The following is a 17,552-nucleotide window of genomic DNA, read 5'->3' as shown; positions in this document are numbered from 1 at the left end:
TCTAACTCTCGGTACGGGCTCATTTGCGCTTGCGCTTTTCGCGCACACGAACTGAAATCTGGATAGGGCTGCCTTCGAATCCAAATTCTTCGCGTAGGCGCCGCTCCAAGAATCGACGGTAACCGTGCTCGATGAAGCCAGATGCAAAAAGAACGAATTTCGGAGGACGGTTTGCAACTTGAGTTCCAAACAGGACGCGTGGTTGTTTACCGCCGCGTACAGGATGCGGGTTGGCGGCTGCAATTTCGCCCAGGAAGGAATTGAGCTTTCCAGTAGAAATACGCTTGTCCCAAGATTCAAGCGCAGTTTCCATGGCTCGCGTAAGGCGGTTGGTGTGCCACCCAGTTGCTGCCGAAAGATTTACACGTTCTACCCATGGCATCTGAACAAGCTCGCGATCAATCTCACGATCAAGCATAAGTCGGCGTTCTTCATCGACCAGATCCCATTTGTTACAAACGATGACCATAGCTCGCCCAGAGTCGATTACCTGCTGCATTACGCGAATATCTTGCTCTGTGAGTTCCTGGGAGGCATCAATCAGGACCAAACCAAGCTCAGCCTTTTCCAGCGCACCTTGAGTACGAAGCGAAGCGTAGTAGTCAGCTCCGTGAGTGAGGTGAACACGACGTCGGATACCTGCGGTATCGACGAACATCCACTGCTGTCCGTCGAGCTCGATAATCTCATCGACTGGATCGCGCGTCGTTCCAGCTAGTGGATCAACCACGACGCGATTTTCTCCTGCGAGGCGGTTAAGAAGTGAAGACTTACCAACATTTGGCCGGCCAATCAGTGCTATCCGGCGCGGACCATTCTTCGGGCGAAGCGTAGCGGTTGCAGAAACTTCGGGTAAAATATTGATAACAGCGTCAAGAATATCGCCTGTACCACGACCGTGAAGCGCTGAAATCGGGTATGGCTCCCCTAGCCCTAGTGACCACAAATAAGAGGCATCGGATTCTTGTCCAGGTGCGTCAACCTTATTCGCAGCTAAAATAACTGGCTTTCCACTCTTACGAAGAAGTCTAACGATCTGTTCATCTGTATCAGTTGCGCCGACGGTTGCGTCTACAACTAGGAGTACAGCGTCTGCCTGATCAATGGCGTATTCAGACTGTTCTGCAACCGAACGATCTATACCTTGGACGTCGAGTTCCCAACCACCTGTGTCTACCAGTGTAAAGGTACGGCCGTTCCATTGAGCATCGTAGCGTACGCGATCACGAGTAACTCCAGGCTCGTCTTGCACAACCGCAACACGTTTTCCAACAATGCGGTTAACCAGCGTAGACTTACCGACGTTTGGACGGCCGACAACGGCAAGAACTGGATATCCAGGATCTTCGTTTTGCGAAGAAAACGCGAAGTCTTCTTCAAGATAAGTAAAGTCTTCATCGTCTAGTTCGTAGTCCTCTAAAAAGGACTTCATCATTTCCGCGCGTTGCTGCGCTTCGTCGAACTCCATCTCATCGTCGAATTCTTCGGTAAAATCATCAGCCACGTGGGACCTCCGTTGTTAGCGCTTCGATGGTAGCGACAACCTGATCAATCGTTAATTCCGAAGAATCGATCGTCGTGACGCCATCTTGAGCAGTCATAAAATCAGACACCGTAGAATCATCGCGATCACGGCGTATCACTTCGTCACGCGTTGCAGCAAGAGTGCTTTCGTCATCGCTACCACGGACTTCAAGTGCACGGCGCCGCAAGCGGGCATTTTCTGACGCCGTTAATAGAACTCTCACATCGGCATCGGGCGCTACAACAGTGGTAATATCTCGACCTTCAGCGACGATACCCTTTCCACCTGATGGGCCTTGAGCTTGAGTAGCTTTCTTGATGAGGTCGCGCTGACGCTGTTTCATATTCGCACGAACCTCGAGGTTCGTGGCCACCTTAGAAACAACTTTTGAGAGTTCTGAGGTGCGGATATCGGAAGAGATATCATGACCATCGCAGAAGAATTGGGGTTCTTCAGGGTCTAAGCTGATGTCAAGTGGCATGGTCTTGGTAGCTTCAGAAACTGCTTGGACATCGTCGAGGCTAATGCCTTGGTTTAGAGCCCACCATGTTGCCGCGCGATACATAGCACCGGTATCGAGGTAAGCCAAGCCTAATTTCTTAGCTAAATTACGCGAAACTGTAGACTTACCAGAACCGGATGGTCCGTCAATAGCTACAACCAGAGGCATGATGTCCTTCCTAGACATGTTAATAACTTGCCATCCCCGCTTTTCAAGTCCTAATTCGAGGTCTCGAGCATAAGCCGGCAACACGGAAAGTTGTGCTCGTCCAGCTGGTTGCTGCGGTGAATGTTCGAGTGCAAAATCTTCGATATTAATGCCGATTTCACCTACTTCAGTGAACAATCGACCAAGCTCGGCAGGCTTATCAGGAACCAGTACGATGACTTCTGCATATTGAGCAGGAGCTCCTCCGTGTTTGCCTGGAATCCTAAAAACTCCTTCGTTTCCACTGGCAATGGTCTCAGAAATCACGTGGAGGCTCGACGGTGAATCCACCGCATTGATCAAAGTCGATAACTTGTTTTCAATGGAGTGCAGAACCGAGGAAATCTCCTTGCGATTTTCCGAAATAATTGAGGTCCAGAGCAGGGGATCAGATTGTGCGATACGAGTAACATCTCGAATCCCCTGACCAGAGAGCCCAAGTGCGGTAGCAGGCTCATTAACAAGTGAAGCTGCAACTAGCGAACTCATTATTTGTGGTACATGAGAAACTACTGCAACGGCGTGATCATGTTCTTTAGCGGACATGGTTACGACTGAGGCATCCATATCAAGCGCGAGGTCGCGTATTGTACTGATCGCCACTGCCGAGGAGGATTGGCATGGCACAACCACCCACGGACGTCCGATAAAAAGATCAGAATCGGCTGCTATCGCACCCGATCGCTCTTTCCCTGCCATTGGATGCGAACCTACCCAGCGGTTGGCCCCAGGAAAACCTTCGATTTCTCCAACAATTTTTGATTTGACTGAGGAAACATCGGTGACGATTGCGTTGGGGTACTTGGCTAGAGTGTTTGAGATCGTCTGAGTGGCGACATCTGGCGGAACTGCAATGACGACGAGGGAAGGGTCTTCAACCGGCTCAATTATTCCTGCGCCAAGGTCCTGAGCTAATAGTGCAGCGATCGGAGAGATATCTTCAAGGTGAACCTGTACTCCCCTAGTCCTGAGTCTCAGCGCAATTGAGGTACCCAAAAGACCGGTACCGATAATAAGCACCGGAGATTTTGTAAGAGCCGGAGAGTTGATGCACATTAGAGTTCAACCAAATTCATTAGCGCACTGAGCTCAGTACCACCGATAATACGTGTCTGACCAGGTTTAAGGCGACCAACCGTGATGTTTCCAAACCGGGTACGAACTAGTTCCATAACCGGGTGCCCAACTTCTTCCATGATGCGTCGAACAATTCGATTACGCCCCGAATGCAAAGTTACTTCAATAATCGAGTTTTTCCGGGCTGCTTCCCGCAATACAAAGCTATCGACCTTGACGGGTCCGTCTTCAAGGGTAATACCTTTTTCGAGCACCTTTCCAAGACCACGCGTTACTGTTCCCTCAACACGCGCAATGTACGTCTTGGGCACTTCGAAGGATGGGTGGGTCAAACGATGCGTGAGTTCGCCGTCGTTAGAAAGAAGAATGAGACCTTCGGTATCGACGTCGAGCCTTCCCACGTGGAATAGGCGTTCGGTGCGATCCTGAACGAAATCTTGCAAGGTTGGGCGACCCTGATCGTCGTGCATGGTGGAGACGACCCCTGGCGGCTTATAAAGGGCAATGGTAAGTTTTGATTCGTCGCTTTGAATCCTATTGCCATCAACGTGGATGACGGCGGTTTCCGGATTGACGCGGATTCCGAGCTGTGAAACGACGTGACCGTCGACGGTCACGCGTCCTTCTTCAATGAGGTCTTCGCATGCTCGGCGTGAGCCGACACCCGCGTGAGCGAGTACCTTTTGGAGACGCTCCCCTTGGGGATCGTGGAGATTCTGTACAATTCGACTCATCTTATTTCCTTTTCGACGTCTTCTAAGTCTTCATTCTCGGGCAAATAGGGTGCAAGCGGAGCCAATTCCGCCAAAGAATTCATACCCATTCGTTCCAAAAAGTAATCAGTTGTTCCATATAGACCGGCACCGGTAGCAGCCGTGGTTCCTACCTGCTCCACGAGACCTCGCGTTTGCAGAGTTCGAACCACCGAATCTACCTCAACTCCGCGAATAGCCGCAATCTGCGCACGAGTGACAGGTTGACGGTAGGCTATCACAGCAAGTGTTTCTAATGCCTGTACCGAAAGTTTATTTGATTGACCGGCAGTTACAAAGTTCCCTACTAAATCGGCATAACGAGGGTGTGAGTAGAACCGCCAGCCTCCTCCGACTTCACGAAGCGTGAAGCCACGAGGCGTAGTACTACCGGACTCGTATTCATGAGCAAGAGCACGTAGTAGAGAGTCTGTTTCAGCTTCAGAAATTCCTAGGGAATTAGCTAGAAGCGCCGAAGAAACGGGCTCGCTGGCAACCATGAGGATCGCTTCTAGAGCGCCTCGGAAAAACATCGAGTCGTTCATTGACGTCCCTCGTCTCCGTTTATACTTTCCGACGGCGCTGAGGCGCTGCCTTCATTCGGTTTCTTTGCTTGTTTCTCCGAAGGTATTTGCGAAGAAATAAACGATTCTTTCAACAGCGAACTTGCTGATTTTGCAGGGCTGATCCTGTGAATAATCAACGAACCAAGTGGAGAATCTTGTTCAATTTTAATCTCTCCTGATCGAATAAGCTCAAGAATCGCTAGGAATCGTGACACTACAGTTGGGACATTTTGAGCATCTTCACAAAGGTGAAGAAAAGAGATTCTATCTCCGACTATTAATTTTTCTCGAATTAAGGTCACTTGGGAGTCCACTGAAACTAAGGGATCATGCAAATGATCAAGCGTAACTCCATCCGCTTTCCTTGAAAATGCCCGAGCAGCAAAGATCGCCAAATCAGTCCGATCGGCATTTAATTGAAGTTCTGGAAGCATCTTTTTGAACTGTGGCTCCAAATCAACTTCACGCGCAAAAGCCAGTCCTTGTCTCTCCATACGAACAAAAATATCTGTTGCCACGTCCTTGAACGCTTTGTATTGCAGGAGTTTCGCAAAGAGAAGGTCGCGCGCTTCGAGGAGTTCAAGTGTTTCTGGATCGTCTTCAGAATGCGGAAGTAGACGCGCGGCTTTAAGATCTAGGAGCGTTGCCGCAACCACCAGAAATTCTGAAGCTTGGGAAAGATCTAATTCATCATGTAATGAAACAAAAGCTAAAAAATCGTCTGTGACCTGAGCAAGCGCTACTTCTGTAATATCCAATCGATGGCGTGCAATTAACGATAAGAGTACGTCAAAGGGGCCTTGGAAAATATCTAGATCAACGGCAAATTTATCCCGTGATTCAGCAAAGAGGTCATCTTGAACGAGAGAATCGTTATGCGCTTGCGCCACGTGCAATCAACTCTCTAGCAAGCCGTTTATAGGCAAGAGAGCCAGCGTGGTTTGGCGCATACGTGGTAATTGGTTCCGCGGCGATGGTGGCATCGGGGAACTTTACGGTGCGCGCGATCTTAGTATCGAAAACCAAATCGCCGAATCGCTCTTCGACCAACTGAATTACCTCACGGGCATGGATCGTTCGGGTGTCAACCATCGTGAGCAGAACACCGTCGATGTGGAGTTTCGGATTAAGCCGATCTTGGACTCGTTCGATTTGATCGACTAGCAAAGCCACACCGCGCATCGCGAAAAACTCGGCTTCGAGTGGAATCAACACTCCATGAGCGGCAGTGAGTGCATTTACCGTGAGGAGACCAAGCGACGGTTGGCAATCAACGATGATCACATCGTATTCGCCCATGACTGGACGAAGAACCCGGGCCAGGGACTGCTCACGGGCGACTTCGTTAATTAGTTGAATTTCAGCGGCCGAGAGTTCAATGTTTGCTGGAACAATGTTTAAGTTTGGAACCGATGTTCCGCAAATAACCTCGCGAACATCAGGCTTCACAGCAATCATCTCGTTGTAGATGGTACGCTCCAAAGCATTTGCATTAATTCCTAATCCTGCAGATGCAGCTCCTTGGGGATCAAAATCAACAAGGAGAACCTTACGCCCATAACCTGCTAAAGCGGCAGCGAGGTTAATCGACGTCGTCGTTTTACCAACGCCACCTTTCTGGTTACACATGGCAATGATGCGGGCGGGACCATGCTCGGAAATATCCGATGGTAGTGGGAAATCCCGTTCCGCGTTAATTTCATTAAGGATTGAAGTTTGTTCTGCGCTCACAGTAATAATCTACCTGAAAATCTCTGATTCCTCATTTACGCCGTGCTCTTGGATGAGCATTTGCATATACCTCTTGGAGTGTTTCCCTCGTCACTTTCGTATAGATCTGAGTCGTAGTTACTGAAGAATGACCGAGCATTTCTTGGACAATACGTACGTCTGCCCCGCCTTGTAGCAGGTGCGTCGCAAAGGAGTGACGGAAGGTATGTGGTGAAATACCTTCTAATCCCACTTTTTGAGCAACATTTTGGATCGTTTCCCATGCAGATTGCCTAGAAAGCGTCTGACCCCGTTTGTTCAAAAAGAGAGCTGGTGTTCCTCGGCCCTTCCGTGACAGCACTGGTCGAGATCTAACTAGATACGCATTCAAAGCATCGATGGCGAAACGACCAAGCGGCAGAATTCTTTCCTTATTCCCTTTTCCGAAAAGTCGAATAGTCGCCTGATTGAAATCGACGTCGTCAATACTTAAACCGACGGCTTCGGATACTCGGGCTCCAGTACCATAAAGCAATTCAAAGAGAGCTCTGTTCCTCAACGCGATTACTTCTTCTTCCGCCATTGTTGCCTCAATAAGTCGTTGCATCTGAGCAATTGAAATTGCTTTTGGAAGACGCTGAGGCATCTTTGGTGGTTTGATATCCGCGGCTGGGTTATTGTGAACGATGCCTTCTAATACTAGAAATTTGTGAAGCCCTCGAATCGAAGCAAGCATGCGGTTCACACTGGATCGAGAAAATGGTTTTTTACACTGCGAGCTTTGAAGGTCGTCGATGAATTCCTGAATAGTTGTTTCGGAAACATCACAAAAATTGCCTATGTCTTGCTGTGTAAGGTGTTCCACGTAGTAGTTAAGGTCTGAGGTATAGGCATCGACGGTATGTCGAGAAAGAGCGCGTTCTACCCGCAAATGTGCCAAATATTGCCGGCAGGGTTTTGCCAGCATATCTGATATTTCTTCTGATAAACCTCTCACCAGACACACCTTTCAATACTTGACGTCCTACACAATTTGATCTCAAAGACTATATTCTTGACAGTGGAAGACACTTATTTCTAACGCTAATTTAACCAGCAAAATTGTATGGTTGTAAGGAGCAAGTAAATGGAAAACCTTAACTGGACCACTCTCGATCAACGCGCCGTAGAAACCGGTCGTGCCTTAGCTGCTGACGCAGTGCAAAAAGTAGGCAACGGTCACCCGGGTACTGCGATTTCACTCTCCCCTCTCGCCTACACTCTTTTCCAAAAAGTAATGCGCCACGATCCTTCAGACGACGAATGGCTAGGTCGCGATCGCTTCGTGCTTTCGGCAGGGCATTCCTCGCTAACGCTCTACAACCAGCTTTACTTTGCAGGTTACGGATTAGAGCTCGAAGATCTTGAAGCTCTCCGAACCGAAGGCTCGCTTACTCCCGGACACCCGGAATACAAGCATACTAAGGGCGTCGAAATGACCACCGGTCCGCTCGGACAAGGTCTCGCTTCCGCCGTCGGAATGGCGATGGCGGCACGCCGCGAACGTGGATTACTTGATCCAGATGCACCTGCCGGTGAGAGTCCATTTGATCACTTCATCTATGTAGTTTCTGGTGAAGGATGTCTTCAAGAAGGCGTAACATCGGAAGCATCCTCACTTGCGGGTACCCAAAAGCTTGGTAACTTGATCTTTATTTTTGATGAAAATGAGATTTCTATCGAAGACGATACCAAGATCGCATTCTCAGAAGATGTTCTCCAGCGTTACGAATCTTACGGCTGGCATACACAGTCAGTGAACTGGCGCCAAGCCGACGGTTACAATGAAAACCTTGACGCTTTATACAATGCAATTCTCGAGGCTCAGAAGGTGACCGATAAGCCTTCTATCATTAAGCTTTCGACCATTATTGGTTGGCCAGCACCAACAAAACAAAATACGGCAAGCGCACACGGCAATGCGCTTGGAGACGAAGAAATCCGCGCACTTAAGGAAGCAATCGGATTGGATCCTGAAGTTTCCTTCAACGTCGCTGATGACGTTATCGGTTACACGCGTGAACAAGCAGCAACGCGCGCTAAGGAAGCTCGTGATATTTGGCAGAAGAAGTTCGATGCGTGGAAGAACGACCGCCCTGAAAAGGCACGTTTGCTTGAGCGCCTGCTGAAGAAGGAACTTCCGGTGGGCTGGGAGGACTCCCTTCCAATTTTTGAAAGTGGAAAGTCAATCGCAACTCGAGCCGCGTCAGGCGAAGTTCTTACCGCAATCAAAGATGTTTTGCCAGAACTCTGGGGTGGGTCTGCTGATCTCGCCGGATCGAATAACACTACTATGAAGGGCGAACCTTCGTTCTTTCCGGCAGATCGTTCTTCAAAGGTATTTACTGGTAACGAATACGGCCGTACTCTCCACTTTGGTATTCGCGAACATGCTATGGGCTCAATTCTTAACGGAATTACGCTCCATGGTCTGACCCGAGTTTATGGCGGAACCTTCTTCGTCTTTGCCGATTACATGCGTCCCGCGGTTCGCTTGGCCGCAATCATGAACGTTCCTTCAATCTTCGTCTGGACTCATGATTCCATTGGCGTTGGTGAAGATGGCCCAACTCATCAGCCTGTCGAACACCTATGGGCATACCGTTGCATTCCTAATTTCGATCTCGTTCGTCCAGCAGATGCCAATGAAACTGTATATGCATGGCGTGGTATCTTAGAGCGTACCGATCGTCCGGCAGGAATCGTTCTTTCACGTCAGAACCTTCCCGTCATCGAACGTGGTGAAGGCGCATATGCAAGCGCTGAAGGTGTTCTTCGTGGCGCTTACGTAGTAGCTGATGGCGAGGACGTGATACTAATCGCGACGGGATCGGAAGTATCCGTAGCACTCGAAGCACGTACCAATCTTGCTACCGAAGGTATTTCGGCGCGCGTGGTTTCGATGCCGTCACTCGAGTGGTTTAATGATGAGTCGGCTGAGTACAAGGAATCCGTTATTCCGAGTGCAATGAAGGCCCGAGTATCCGTGGAAGCTGGCGCCACTTTCGGCTGGGCAGGAATAGTTGGCGATGCGGGACGATCGATCGGTATCAATCATTTTGGCGAATCGGCAGCAGGAACGCGGTTGTTCGAGAAGTATGGAATCACTGCTGAGGCCGTGGTCACAGCAGCGAAAGAATCAATTACTGCAGCCCAGCAGTGAAAGGCTGGTCAATCGATATGAGTACAATTGATGAACTTCATAACGAAGGCGTTTCGGTATGGTTAGATGATTTGTCTCGCGAACGTCTGACCTCTGGAAACCTGCAAAATCTAGTGGATAATTCTGGAATCGTCGGCGTTACGACGAACCCATCGATCTTCCAAGCAGCTATCTCCAACGGTATCGGGTATGCATCGGACATCGCTGCTCTAGCAGCTAAAGGAAAGAATGCTGACGATGTGATCTTTAAGCTCACTACCGACGACGTTCGCCAAGCTTGCGATGTTTTTGCCCAGGTTTACGCTGAAACCGGTGGAGTTGATGGCCGAGTATCTATCGAAGTTGATCCTCGCCTTGCTCGAAAAGGTGAACAAACTTTCATTCAGGCGCAGAAGCTGTGGGAGACGATTGATCGTCCTAACTTGATGATTAAGATCCCCGCGACGAAGGAAGGTCTACCGGCTATCACCCATGCGATTGCACATGGTATCTCAGTGAATGTCACTTTGATTTTCTCCGAGAGACGGTACCGCGAAGTAGCTGCAGCTTATATTGAAGGTCTTCATAAAGCATACGAGGCGGGGATTGACCTTTCTGTGATTCACTCGGTGGCTTCGTTCTTTATCTCGCGGGTAGATACTGAAATCGACGCCCAGCTTGAAGCTATGGGTTCACCCGACGCACTCGCTATGAGAGGGCGTGCAGGTGTAGCGAATGCTCGCGTTGCTTATGGTGCATACATGGAGATCTTCGAAGAATCCAACGAGTTCCTAAAGCTCCAAAAGCTTGGTGCTAACGTGCAGCGTCCACTGTGGGCATCGACGGGAGTTAAGAATCCCAACTACTCCCCCACGCTCTATGTTGACCAGTTGGTTTCGAAGAACGTCGTCAATACGATGCCTGAGAAAACTCTTCATGCAACGCTTGATCGCGCTGAGATCACCGGTGATACGATCCGGGATTCAGTGTATGCAGGCCAACGCACGATTGAAAAGATTATTCGGCTTGGCGTTGACTTCGATAAGGCAATGATCAAGTTGAAAAATGAAGGTGTTGAGAAGTTTGAGATTGCTTGGAATGAGCTCATTGAGACTGTTGAAGAAGCAATGAGCTAAGGTTTGGCAATCGGAAACCAGAATGGGGCGGGTATCTATCAAAGATACCCGCCCCATCTTTTACATTGGCACAAATAGAAAACGAGTGCTTATGCTTAAGTTTAAAAACAGCGAAGCCAGTTTTTAGGATCAGGAACCGAATTTCATGATCAGACCGATCAACGAAATGACGATGATCCAAGTAATGGCAACGCCAATAGTTATGCGGTTTAAGTTCCGTTCAGCAACCCCTGATGAACGCATGGACGTTGACAATCCTCCACCAAACATATCTGAAATTCCGCCACCGCGTCCCTTGTGAAGGAGCACCGTCGCAATGAGCAAAAGGCTGGTGATGACGAGGAGGACTGAGCAGATAATCAATATGGTTTTCAAAGTTTGCTACTTTCAGATTGCAGTCTATGCGCTGACTAAAACAATACTAGGCACATCTTACAAGAAGTTTGTGGGTTACGAAAATTAATTCGTAACCCACAAACTATCGAAAATCATGCCTGGTAGGTGACGATCTTTGCGAATTCGTCCGCTTGCAATGAAGCTCCACCAACGAGTGCGCCGTCAACGTCTGGCTGAGACATAATCTCTTGCACGTTAGAAGACTTCACCGATCCACCGTACTGGATACGAACTGCTTCAGCAGTAGGTCCATCGTAAAGGTCAGCAACCTTGGAGCGAATTGCTCCACAAACTTCTTGTGCGTTCTCTGGGGTTGCAACTTCGCCGGTACCAATAGCCCAGATTGGTTCGTAGGCAATAACGGACTTGGCAACTTCTTGGGCAGAAAGACCAGCAAGCATCTCTTCGATCTGCGAAAGAACGTACTCAACGTGAGTACCTTCTTTACGGATCTCAAGCGCTTCGCCGCAACACATGATGGGAGTCATACCCGCATCAAGGGCTTTCTTAGCCTTTTGTCCAACAAGTGTGCTGGTTTCACCATGGTACTCGCGACGCTCTGAGTGTCCTACGACGACGTAGGTAACGCCGAGCTTCGTGAGCATAGCAGTGGAAATTTCACCGGTGTATGCACCTGCATCGTGGATCGAGACGTCCTGAGCGCCGTACTTTAGCTCCAGTTCATCAGCTTCGATCAGTGTTTGTACAGAACGAATGTCAGTGAAAGGAACGATAACAGCAGCTTCTACTTTCGAGTAATCATGCTTGAGATCCTTGAGAGTCCAAGCAAGCTTTTGAACAAGAGCGGTAGCTTCAAGATGATCAAGATTCATCTTCCAGTTTCCAGCCATAAGTGGGGTGCGTGTCATGATTAATCCTCCAAAACGGAAATTCCAGGAAGTACCTTGCCCTCGAGATATTCAAGGGAAGCACCTCCACCAGTTGAAATGTGGTTGAACTTGCTTTCATCAAAACCGAGGGTACGGACCGCGGCTGCGGAATCGCCACCACCTACGATCGTAAATCCTTCAGCGTCCTGCATAGCCTGTGCAACCGCACGAGTTCCTGCAGAAAATGCTTCAAATTCGAAAACGCCCATTGGTCCATTCCAAACGATTGTCTTCGACTCGGCAATAGTTTTTGCGTATAGCTCAGCTGACTTTGGACCAATATCCAAACCCATCTCGTCGGACGGCATACTTTCAGAATCATAAACCGATGCAGGAGCGTCAGCCTTAAATTCCTTAGCAGTTACGTTATCAACTGGAAGGAGTAGATCAACGCCGTTTGCCTTTGCTTTATCGATGTAAGACTTAGCGGTTTCTACCTGGTCCTCTTCAAGCAAAGAGGAACCGACTTCGTAGCCTTGTGCCTTAAGGAATGTGTATGCCATTCCTCCACCGATTAAAAGACGGTCGGCCTTTTCGATAAGGTTATCGATAACCCCGAGCTTGTCTGAAACCTTTGATCCGCCGAGGACGACGGTGTATGGACGTTCTGGGTTGTTGGTGGCTTTGGATAGAGAATCAATTTCCTTGAAAACCAATTCGCCGGCAGCTGACGGAAGTTCCTTTGCAATGTCATAAACCGAAGCCTGCTTGCGGTGAACAACACCGAATCCGTCGGAAACGAAAACATCTGCGAGCGAAGCATATTCTTTTGCTAGGGCTTCGCGTTCGGCGTCGTCCTTAGAAGTTTCACGCTTGCCAAAGCGAACGTTTTCGAGCAGAACGACTTCACCAGCTTCCATTTTGGAAACGAGAGCGTGGGCATCTTCGCCAACGGTATCAGCTGCGAGCTTAACTTCCTTACCAAGAAGTTCTGAGAGGCGACCTACCACAGGAGCGAGCGAGAACTCTGGGTCCACTTCACCCTTTGGACGGCCGAGGTGAGCTGCAACGACGACCTTTGCACCAGCGTCGAGAAGCTTGTTGATAGTTGGCAAAGCCGCACGAATACGACCATCATCGGTGATGTTCTTGTTGGAATCGAGCGGTACATTAAAATCTGAACGGACAAATACGGTCTTTCCGTTGAGATCGCCGAGGGTATCGATAGTCCTCATAAAAATCCTTAATCAATTGACCTAAGATGATGAGTGCCCGCACAAAAAGCACGGGCACTCATACATTTTTCATGACAGTAGGTGATCAGAGCTTCGAAGCAACGAGGGAAGTAAGATCAACGAGGCGGTTGGAGTAACCCCATTCGTTGTCGTACCACGAAACAACCTTGACCTGGTTTCCGATGACCTTGGTGAGACCAGCATCGAAAATCGAGGAGTGAGGATCGGTTTCGATGTCCTTCGAAACGATTGGATCTTCGGTGTAAGCGAGGATACCCTTGAGTTCACCTTCAGCTGCCTTCTTGACTGCTGCATTGACTTCTTCAACAGTAACTTCACGCGATGCTTCGAAGGTGAGGTCCGTTGCGGAACCGGTTGGGGTTGGAACACGAAGTGCGTAGCCATCGAACTTGCCCTTGAGTTCTGGAAGTACGAGAGCAACAGCCTGTGCTGCACCGGTCTTGGTAGGAACGATGTTCAGTGCAGCAGCACGCGAACGGCGAAGATCCGAGTGAGGACCATCTTGAAGGTTCTGATCAGCGGTGTAAGCGTGAACGGTGGTCATAAGACCCTTCACAATACCGAACTCCTCATGAAGAACCTTGGCTAGAGGTGCAAGGCAGTTAGTGGTGCAAGAAGCGTTCGAAATAATGTTGTGCTTCTCTGCGTCATAGTCCTTGTGGTTTACACCAAGAACGAACGTTGCGTCTTCGTTCTTTGCAGGAGCAGAGATGATGACCTTCTTGGCTCCAGCTTCGATGTGAGCTTTTGCGTCCTCAGCGTTTGTGAAACGACCGGTAGACTCGATAACGATGTCCACGCCTAGTTCACCCCAAGGAAGATCGGCAGGATTGCGCTCAGCAAGAGCCTTGATCTCCTTGCCACCGATGGAGATAGAGTCTTCGGTGTAGGTTACATCTTCGTCAAGCTTGCCGAGGATTGAGTCGTACTTAAGCAGGTGTGCAAGAGTCTTGTTATCTGTGAGGTCGTTTACAGCTACGATCTCAAAATCTGCACCCGAAGCCAATGCTGCACGGGTGAAGTTACGGCCGATACGGCCAAATCCGTTGATTCCAACGCGAATAGTCACTCTTAATCCTCCTTGTACACGTAAATGTACGTAGTATGAGATTTTCATCGCGGATTGATCCCGCGACCTCACGAAAACTTCCCCGCAAAAATGCAAGATCGTTCTCGATCCGAAGATAATTCTACCTTCATTGACATCTATATAACAGGACCAAAGGGAATTTCTTCGAGCGTCTTTCACAATTAGCTGATTCTTGCTTTGCTAATTATTGTTCGGCGGGCGAAATGTCGGAAAACGTGGGTTTCACTTTGGATTCAGCTCAGATTTTCAGGTCTAAATTGATGCCAAGATAATGTGGTTGATAACGCAGTTTTTGCTAAAAGGCGTCGGCTCCGGACTCGGCAACAACGTCCATCGTTGTTGGGATGCCGAGCTCAGTGGCTTTTTTATCCGCCATTGTATTAAGACGACGCAACCTACCAGCCACTGCATCTTTCGTCGCAGGCGGATTAAGCCGTTCCCCTAGCAGATTCAACGAATCTTCAGGATACTGGATGCGGTATTCTCCGGCTTCGCGCAGGTTTGCCGGCACGTCGTCGCCAAGAATCTCAAAGGCACGTTTAACACGAATCACAGCAACTACAGCAGCGTCGGCACTTCGACGCATATTGGCATCGTCAAAATTCGCTAGCCTATTGGCGTTTCCGTTAACTTCACGTTCGGTTCGTAACTCTTCCCAGCGAATCACGGCATCGCTCGCTCCCATGCGTGCAAGCATGGCTGAAATCGCATCCCCTTCACGGATGTCGACGCGGTGTGCGCCACGTGATTCGCGGGCACGATAAGGAATTTCGAGACGCCGAGCAAGCCCACCAATGGCGTATGCCGCTTCGAGAGACGGGCACGTAATCTCAAGAGAAGCGTTTCGACCCGGTTCAAGCAAAGTGCCACGAGCTAAGAAAGCTCCACGCCAAGCTGCAGCAGCATCTGCTTTAGATCCGCCCACGATCTGCGGAGGAAGGCCGCGAACAGGGCGTCCTTTGGGATCGAGAAGCCCGAGCCTACGTGCAATCCGTTCGCCATTATTCACAATGCGAAGGATGTAATGGTTACCGTTGCGCATGGAGTTTTTGACGGCAATGAGCTCAGGTTCAATTCGATAGATCTTATGAACGAGCTCCCAAAGATGGCGAGCCGCACCTGGATGAGTAAGCTCAGCTTGGAGTGTTACAACCCCTGAATTAATGTGCAGACCACCGGCGAACCGAAACATTGTAGAGATCTCGGCGACCATAGACGATGCAAGTTGAGGATATATACCTGCAATTTCATCCTTGACAGGTTGAGTTAATGCTGGCATAGCCCTCTGGTTCCCTTCGTGAAATGCGAATGAATGTTGTGTCTGACGATTATTATTTAAGAAATAGCGAAATACTTAAAGTAGATTAGTCAGTTCAAGACAAATCTACAAACAGCTGCCGGTAAGCCGCAGCTAGATTGAGATGATCATGGCAACCGCGTCGATGCGGATCAGAAATATTTTTGGCAACCACTTTCGCACCACACAACTGTGCAGCTGCCGATAAATCAGTCCAATCACACTCCGCGCTACGATCCATAATAACCGCATCGAGCTGAAGATCGGGTGCATGATCATGAAAACTCCGTACATGATCGGCGGGAGTCATCGTCGTCGTTTCTGCATCTGCCACCAAATTAATCACAAGTGCTTTGCGAGCTTGAGATTCAACTACGGCTTTGCGTAAATCTGGGACCATGAGATGTGGAATGACCGAGGTATACCACGATCCTGGACCGAAGATTACCCAATCAGCATCGTTAAGTGCTTTGATTGCTTCTGGTTCTGCAGGCGGATAAGGCGGGTTAATTCGGATAGATTCGATATCTGCATGGGATTGGGCAATAGACACTTGTCCATAAATTGTTTTCATGCCTTCATCTGTGCGAATATCGGCCTCGATATCAATCGGAACCGTAGCCATTGGCACTACCCTGCCCTTAGTATCGAGTAGCCGCCCAACCCAGTCGAGCCCCTCCATCGAATCGCCAAGCAATTCCCACAATCCAGAGATCAACAAATTTCCCAAAGAATGACCGTTGAGTGGCCCCTCTGAGCTGAAACGATGTTGGAGAACGTCACGCCAGGTTTGCCCCCATTCCCCATCATCGCAAAGAGCTGAAAGAGCCATGCGAAGATCGCCGGGTGGAAGAACTCCGAGTTCTTCGCGGAGGCGTCCCGATGAACCACCGTCATCTGCAACAGTAACAATAGCCGTGATATTGCGTGTAAGAATTTTTAGCGCTGAAAGAGAAGCATAGAGTCCGTGACCGCCACCCAGTGCAACGACACGTTGCCCGCGCGAACCAATGTACGAATTCGGCATATGTTCACTCTCTGCCAAGATCGCGATGGATCGTACGGACTGGAAGACCAAGGGTACCGAATTGAGTTGCGATCTCTTCGGCCATCGCAACGGAACGGTGCTTTCCACCTGTACATCCGATCGCGATCGTTACATATGGCTTGAGCTCGCGTTCGTAACCATTAACGATTCTAGAAAGTAGATCAACGTACTGATTTGCAAAAGCTTGGGCACCGTCAATGGAAAGGACGAAATCACGAACCGGTTCATCTTTACCTGTTAAATGCCGAAGTTCAGTTACCCAATAGGGGTTTGGAAGAAAACGAACGTCAGCGACGTGATCGGCATCGACGGGAAGACCGTATTTGAAGCCGAAGGACATAACGGTTAAATGGACGCGCGCCTCACCGTCGGCGGTTACTAGGTTGCGTACCTTTCGAGCGAGGTCATGGATAGACATCGTGGTGGTATCAATGACGACGTCGGAACGTAACCGCAGTCCTTCGATAACGTTCCGCTCGTACATGATGCCATCGAGTAGACGACCACCGCCCTGGAGCGGATGTGGGCGGCGAACAGATTCATAGCGACGAACAAGCTCTTCATTGCTGGCATCGAGGAAAAGAATACGGTAATTCGTGTTGTTATCGTCAAGTTCTTTGAGTATGCCCATAAGTTCTTGGAAGAACTCGCGGGTGCGAACATCAACCACACAAGCAAGCTTCTTTACCCCGCTTTGTGCTGTAACAAGTCCAGCCATTGCCGGCAAAAGACGTGGTGGAAGATTATCGATAACGTACCACCCCAGATCCTCGAGTGTTGCACCTGCACGAGTGCGTCCCGCTCCAGACATCCCAGTAATTATAATAATTTCAGGCACATCGACGGCGGGAAGATCGGTTTGCCCATCTAACTTCGCGATGCCAACTGGGATTTTCGCAGTGTCGTTAATATCGAATATTTCACCCATATATCTATGTTGCCATGTAAATGCCGCAGGTGCCTATCTAGATTAAGCCCA

General features: G+C 49.3%; 16 protein-coding genes. 2 read left to right on the top strand and 14 right to left on the bottom strand.

The genetic code is table 11. The features are described 5' to 3' along the window. Positions 1-19: 19 nt before the first annotated feature. From der to xerD, 7 genes are all read right to left on the bottom strand, one after another. Positions 20-1,435 carry a ribosome biogenesis GTPase Der gene (gene der / locus EIH22_RS05560; RefSeq protein ID WP_407640832.1) on the bottom strand — a complete coding sequence of 472 codons (1,416 nt, stop codon included), beginning with the start codon at positions 1,433-1,435 and terminating at the stop codon, positions 20-22. A gap of 61 nt (positions 1,436-1,496) precedes the next feature. Further along, complete coding sequence (locus EIH22_RS09105; protein WP_327537492.1) at positions 1,497-3,290, bottom strand: prephenate dehydrogenase; 1,794 nt, start codon at positions 3,288-3,290, stop codon at positions 1,497-1,499. After that, entirely contained in the window at positions 3,290-4,045 is a 756-nt protein-coding gene (locus EIH22_RS05545; protein WP_124054828.1) for a pseudouridine synthase, read from the bottom strand. Before EIH22_RS05545 ends, EIH22_RS09105 begins: the two co-directional genes overlap by 1 nt. After that, positions 4,042-4,608, bottom strand: coding sequence for an SMC-Scp complex subunit ScpB (gene scpB / locus EIH22_RS05540; protein WP_124054827.1), 567 nt, complete (start codon positions 4,606-4,608; stop codon positions 4,042-4,044). Before scpB ends, EIH22_RS05545 begins: the two co-directional genes overlap by 4 nt. Continuing rightward, positions 4,605-5,519, bottom strand: a complete 915-nt coding sequence (locus EIH22_RS05535) for a segregation and condensation protein A (protein WP_160149029.1) — start codon at positions 5,517-5,519, stop codon at positions 4,605-4,607. Before EIH22_RS05535 ends, scpB begins: the two co-directional genes overlap by 4 nt. Further along, the gene (locus EIH22_RS05530) at positions 5,503-6,360 is read right to left on the bottom strand and encodes a ParA family protein (RefSeq protein WP_124054825.1); all 858 of its coding nucleotides are present in this window, start codon (positions 6,358-6,360) and stop codon (positions 5,503-5,505) included. The genes EIH22_RS05535 and EIH22_RS05530 overlap by 17 nt, the downstream gene beginning before the upstream one ends. Before the next feature lie 31 nt (positions 6,361-6,391). Further along, positions 6,392-7,336, bottom strand: coding sequence for a site-specific tyrosine recombinase XerD (xerD, locus tag EIH22_RS05525; protein WP_327537491.1), 945 nt, complete (start codon positions 7,334-7,336; stop codon positions 6,392-6,394). 129 nt (positions 7,337-7,465) lie between these two features. Here xerD and tkt point away from each other — a divergent pair, with 129 nt between their 5' ends. Then, positions 7,466-9,541, top strand: a complete 2,076-nt coding sequence (gene tkt, locus EIH22_RS05520; RefSeq protein ID WP_124054824.1) for a transketolase — start codon at positions 7,466-7,468, stop codon at positions 9,539-9,541. A 17-nt stretch (positions 9,542-9,558) separates the two neighbouring features. Next, the gene (tal, locus tag EIH22_RS05515) at positions 9,559-10,656 is read left to right on the top strand and encodes a transaldolase (RefSeq protein WP_124054823.1); all 1,098 of its coding nucleotides are present in this window, start codon (positions 9,559-9,561) and stop codon (positions 10,654-10,656) included. Between the two features lie 129 nt (positions 10,657-10,785). Here tal and secG read toward each other — a convergent pair whose 3' ends face one another. The 7 genes from secG to rapZ form a co-directional block, all read right to left on the bottom strand. Then, entirely contained in the window at positions 10,786-11,031 is a 246-nt protein-coding gene (secG, locus tag EIH22_RS05510; protein ID WP_124054822.1) for a preprotein translocase subunit SecG, read from the bottom strand. A 113-nt stretch (positions 11,032-11,144) separates the two neighbouring features. Then, positions 11,145-11,921 (bottom strand): triose-phosphate isomerase, encoded by a 777-nt coding sequence (tpiA, locus tag EIH22_RS05505; RefSeq protein WP_124054821.1) that lies wholly within the window; start codon positions 11,919-11,921, stop codon positions 11,145-11,147. A 2-nt stretch (positions 11,922-11,923) separates the two neighbouring features. Further along, entirely contained in the window at positions 11,924-13,117 is a 1,194-nt protein-coding gene (locus EIH22_RS05500; protein ID WP_124054820.1) for a phosphoglycerate kinase, read from the bottom strand. A gap of 85 nt (positions 13,118-13,202) precedes the next feature. Next, complete coding sequence (gene gap / locus EIH22_RS05495; protein WP_124054819.1) at positions 13,203-14,207, bottom strand: type I glyceraldehyde-3-phosphate dehydrogenase; 1,005 nt, start codon at positions 14,205-14,207, stop codon at positions 13,203-13,205. Positions 14,208-14,523: 316 nt separating this feature from the next. Next, on the bottom strand, positions 14,524-15,507 hold the full coding sequence (gene whiA / locus EIH22_RS05490; protein ID WP_124054818.1) for a DNA-binding protein WhiA: 984 nt from the start codon (positions 15,505-15,507) through the stop codon (positions 14,524-14,526). Positions 15,508-15,601: 94 nt separating this feature from the next. After that, positions 15,602-16,552, bottom strand: a complete 951-nt coding sequence (locus EIH22_RS05485; RefSeq protein WP_124054817.1) for a gluconeogenesis factor YvcK family protein — start codon at positions 16,550-16,552, stop codon at positions 15,602-15,604. Positions 16,553-16,556: 4 nt separating this feature from the next. Beyond that, complete coding sequence (gene rapZ, locus EIH22_RS05480) at positions 16,557-17,501, bottom strand: RNase adapter RapZ (protein WP_124054816.1); 945 nt, start codon at positions 17,499-17,501, stop codon at positions 16,557-16,559. Positions 17,502-17,552 lie beyond the last annotated feature (51 nt).

Origin of the sequence: Arcanobacterium ihumii, from assembly GCF_900604515.1 — a bacterium.
Lineage (GTDB): Bacteria > Actinomycetota > Actinomycetes > Actinomycetales > Actinomycetaceae > Arcanobacterium_A > Arcanobacterium_A ihumii.
This window is presented reverse-complemented; position numbering and strand designations above follow the sequence as displayed.

Bases quoted from the DNA above. Each gene is read 5' to 3' on its own strand.
- EIH22_RS05485 (WP_124054817.1), bottom strand. From the start codon at position 16,552: ATGCCGAATTCGTACATTGGTTCGCGCGGGCAACGTGTCGTTGCACTG.
- tpiA (WP_124054821.1), bottom strand. From the start codon at position 11,921: ATGACACGCACCCCACTTATGGCTGGAAACTGGAAGATGAATCTTGAT.
- EIH22_RS09105 (WP_327537492.1), bottom strand. From the start codon at position 3,290: ATGTGCATCAACTCTCCGGCTCTTACAAAATCTCCGGTGCTTATTATC.
- EIH22_RS05500 (WP_124054820.1), bottom strand. From the start codon at position 13,117: ATGAGGACTATCGATACCCTCGGCGATCTCAACGGAAAGACCGTATTT.
- der (WP_407640832.1), bottom strand. From the start codon at position 1,435: ATGATGAAGTCCTTTTTAGAGGACTACGAACTAGACGATGAAGACTTT.
- tal (WP_124054823.1), top strand. From the start codon at position 9,559: ATGAGTACAATTGATGAACTTCATAACGAAGGCGTTTCGGTATGGTTA.
- EIH22_RS05545 (WP_124054828.1), bottom strand. From the start codon at position 4,045: ATGAGTCGAATTGTACAGAATCTCCACGATCCCCAAGGGGAGCGTCTC.
- rapZ (WP_124054816.1), bottom strand. From the start codon at position 17,501: ATGGGTGAAATATTCGATATTAACGACACTGCGAAAATCCCAGTTGGC.
- tkt (WP_124054824.1), top strand. From the start codon at position 7,466: ATGGAAAACCTTAACTGGACCACTCTCGATCAACGCGCCGTAGAAACC.
- scpB (WP_124054827.1), bottom strand. From the start codon at position 4,608: ATGAACGACTCGATGTTTTTCCGAGGCGCTCTAGAAGCGATCCTCATG.
- whiA (WP_124054818.1), bottom strand. From the start codon at position 15,507: ATGCCAGCATTAACTCAACCTGTCAAGGATGAAATTGCAGGTATATAT.